The organism is Shigella sp. FC1967 (assembly GCF_001743005.1).
In the GTDB taxonomy this organism is placed as follows: domain Bacteria; phylum Pseudomonadota; class Gammaproteobacteria; order Enterobacterales; family Enterobacteriaceae; genus Proteus.
Window position 1 is genome coordinate 1 of record NZ_MIIZ01000770.1, and the last position, 3,526, is coordinate 3,526.

General features: G+C 40.1%; 5 protein-coding genes. All 5 read left to right on the top strand.

Going from position 1 to position 3,526, the window contains the following annotated elements:
- A partial coding sequence (locus BHE89_RS12525) for an ABC transporter permease subunit (RefSeq protein ID WP_128860519.1) occupies positions 1–441 on the top strand: 441 nt, incomplete at its 5' end.
- A 29-nt stretch (positions 442–470) separates the two neighbouring features.
- Complete coding sequence (gene pstB, locus BHE89_RS12530; RefSeq protein WP_006534565.1) at positions 471–1,247, top strand: phosphate ABC transporter ATP-binding protein PstB; 777 nt, start codon at positions 471–473, stop codon at positions 1,245–1,247.
- Positions 1,248–1,261: 14 nt separating this feature from the next.
- On the top strand, positions 1,262–1,996 hold the full coding sequence (phoU, locus tag BHE89_RS12535) for a phosphate signaling complex protein PhoU (protein WP_069369538.1): 735 nt from the start codon (positions 1,262–1,264) through the stop codon (positions 1,994–1,996).
- 214 nt (positions 1,997–2,210) lie between these two features.
- Positions 2,211–3,050, top strand: coding sequence for an ABC transporter substrate-binding protein (locus tag BHE89_RS12540; protein ID WP_069369537.1), 840 nt, complete (start codon positions 2,211–2,213; stop codon positions 3,048–3,050).
- A gap of 106 nt (positions 3,051–3,156) precedes the next feature.
- A partial coding sequence (locus tag BHE89_RS12545; protein WP_141008295.1) for an ABC transporter permease subunit occupies positions 3,157–3,526 on the top strand: 370 nt, incomplete at its 3' end.

Consider the following 3,526-nt stretch of genomic DNA (forward strand, 5'->3'; position numbering starts at 1 on the left):
TTTTCAGGATGGGCTGGAATTATCGCATTAGCGTTACTGCAAATTCCTATCGTTATTCGTACTACTGAAAATATGTTGAAGTTAGTCCCTGATAGCTTACGCGAAGCCGCTTACGCACTAGGGACACCAAAGTGGAAAATGATCTCTAAAATCACCTTAAAAGCCTCGGTATCAGGCATTATTACAGGTGTGTTATTAGCGATTGCACGTATTGCAGGTGAAACTGCGCCACTGTTATTTACTTCACTATCAAATCAATTCTGGAGCACAGACTTAAACGAACCGATAGCTAACTTACCTGTAACTATCTTTAAGTTCGCCATGAGTCCTTTTGCACAATGGCAAGAGCTTGCTTGGGCTGGCGTATTACTTATCACCCTCTGTGTTCTATTTATCAATATTATTGCGCGCGTGCTGTTTGCTAAACGCAAGCACGGTTAACGCAGAAAGTTAAGCAAGAGAGACGTTGAATGATTATGGCTAATGATAACGCAGGAAATAAAATTCAAGTTCGTGATTTGAACTTCTACTACGGTAAATTCCATGCGCTGAAAAATATCTCTTTAGATATTGCCAAAAATAAGGTGACTGCATTTATCGGCCCTTCAGGCTGCGGTAAATCGACCTTACTGCGTACTTTTAATAAAATGTATGAGCTTTATGGTGAACAACGTGCAGAAGGTGAAATCCTGCTAGATGGCAACAATATCCTAACAGATAAGCAAGATATTGCGCTATTACGTGCCAAAGTCGGAATGGTATTCCAAAAGCCAACACCTTTCCCAATGTCTATTTATGACAACATCGCCTTTGGTGTACGTTTATTCGAAAAATTGTCTCGTGCGGATATGGACGAACGCGTTCAGTGGGCGTTGACTAAAGCCGCATTATGGAACGAAACCAAAGATAAATTACATCAGAGTGGATATAGTCTATCAGGCGGTCAACAACAGCGTTTATGTATCGCGCGCGGTATCGCTATTCGTCCTGAAGTTTTATTACTTGATGAGCCTTGTTCAGCACTTGACCCAATCTCAACAGGCCGTATTGAAGAACTTATCAGCGAACTCAAATCAGAATATACCGTGGTTATCGTGACACATAACATGCAACAAGCGGCACGTTGTTCCGATTACACTGCATTTATGTATTTAGGCGAGTTAATTGAATTTAGCGATACGGATACGTTATTTACGCGTCCTGCGAAAAAACAAACTGAAGATTACATCACTGGGCGTTATGGCTGATAACGAGGCAATAAATGGATAATTTAAATCACAATAAGCATATTTCTGGTCAATTTAATGCTGAATTAGAGCATATCCGTACCGAGCTGATGGTTATGGGTGGGCTTGTTGAAGAGCAACTGAAAAAAGCCATTATGGCAATGCATAATCAAGACCAAGCATTGGCAAATGAAGTTATTCAAGGTGACCATAATGTCAATATGATGGAAGTTGCCATTGATGATGCGTGTATGCGAATTATTGCTAAACGCCAGCCAACAGCGAGTGACCTACGTTTAATTATGGCGATATCAAAAACAATCGCTGAGTTAGAACGTATTGGTGATGTCGCTGAAAAAATCTGTAAAACGGCGCTTGAAAAATTTTCACACCAACATCAGCCACTGCTCGTGAGCTTAGAATCGTTAGGTCAACATGCCATACAAATGCTTCATGATGTTCTTGATGCATTTGCACGCATGGACTTAGATGAAGCCGTACGTATCTATCGTGAAGACGCTAAAATTGATAACGAATATGAGGGTATCGTCCGTCAATTAATGACTTATATGATGGAAGATCCTCGTACCATCCCAAGCGTGCTAACCGCACTATTTTGTGCCCGTTCAATTGAACGTATTGGCGACCGTTGCCAGAACATTTGTGAATTTATTTTCTATTACGTAAAAGGTCATGATTTCCGTCACTTAGGCGGCGATCAAGTTGAAAAAATGCTCACAAAAAATGATGACAGCAACACCTCTAAATAACGTTCTCCCTCTTTTTCTATTCTTCAAAACAGCGACACTTATGTCGCTGTTTTTTTATTCTCTCATAAATGAATGCCGTTATAGCTCAACGCTTCTTCTCATCTTATTCCTTAAAAGCATATACATATCAATTTTTATTATTTTATGAACTTAGATCAACTTGATAGCGTGATATCCAACATAACGATGATAATTCTTTTCTTTGGGGTGAATAATGAAATTACGTGTTTTGGCAACCGCATTAATTGCAGGCTCTGTACTATTTTCTGGTATTGCAAAAGCCGATAAGCTCGATGATATAAAAAAAGCCGGTGTAGTACGTATCGCGATTTTCGATAGCAATCCTCCTTTTGGCTTTATTGATCCTCAAACCAAAAAACTCGCAGGTTATGATGCGGATATCGCCAATGAGATCGCCAAAGATTTAGGCGTAAAACTGGAACTACGTCCAACTAACCCAGCAAACCGTATCCCACTTTTAAGTTCTAAGAAAGTCGATTTAATCGCCGCTAACTTCACTATTACTGATGAACGAGCGAAGCAAGTTGACTTCTCTGTTCCTTACTTTGCAACTGGGCAAAAATTTATTGCACGTAAAGGCGTTTTAACTCATCCAGAACAAATTCATTCACTGCGTATTGGTGCCGATAAAGGGACTGTTCAAGAAATCACTTTACGTGAACGCTATCCCGACACCAAAGTGATCTCTTATGACGATACACCACTCGCATTCGCTGCATTACGTAACGGTAACGTACAAGCCATCACACAAGATGATGCAAAATTAGTGGGTTTATTAGCAAATCTTCCTGATGCCATTAAAGCAGATTTTGAAGTGTCATCATTTAGCATTACACGTGAATACCAAGCCGTCGCTGCGGCTAAAGGTGAAGAACGTTTAATTAATGAAATCAATAACACGCTATTAAGATTGGAAAAAGAAGGCAAAGCAGACGAGATCTACAACCGTTGGTTTGGCCCTGAAACAAAATCAGCTCAGCCTCGTGGCGATTTCAAATTTGCCCCATTATCAGAGCAAACACCACAGTCTTGATCCTTAAAGCGTAATAACTTTCTTCTTTTATTAAAAATAAAGTTATTCCTTTATTAAAACACCTACCCCGCTTCTGCGGGGTTTGGTGTCTACAATAGGTCTATATATGTTTGAGCAATTTCTTTCACATTACCTTCTTGAGCCACACTATTTAAGCTGGCTCTGGCGCGGTTTTCTCATCACCTTGCTTATCTCTTTTTGGACTATTGTCATTGCAACATTAATGAGCTTCGCCCTTAGTGCTGCAAGAGATAGCACTTTTGCCCCATTACGCTGGTTAGCTGCAACCTATACATCGTTATTTCGGAATACACCGTTATTAGTCCAACTCTTTTTTTGGTATTTCGCCTCAGGAGAAATACTGCCACAAAGCGCAATGATGTGGCTAAATACGCCTCATGAAGTTTCATTTTTAGGACTTACACTGTCTTGGCCTTCCTTTGAATTTCTGGCGGGTATTGTGGGTCTAACCTTTT

What these genes read in the sequence shown, in the direction of transcription:
- pstB (WP_006534565.1), top strand. Translation starts at nt 471, where the DNA reads ATGATTATGGCTAATGATAACGCAGGAAATAAAATTCAAGTTCGTGAT.
- phoU (WP_069369538.1), top strand. Translation starts at nt 1,262, where the DNA reads ATGGATAATTTAAATCACAATAAGCATATTTCTGGTCAATTTAATGCT.
- BHE89_RS12540 (WP_069369537.1), top strand. Translation starts at nt 2,211, where the DNA reads ATGAAATTACGTGTTTTGGCAACCGCATTAATTGCAGGCTCTGTACTA.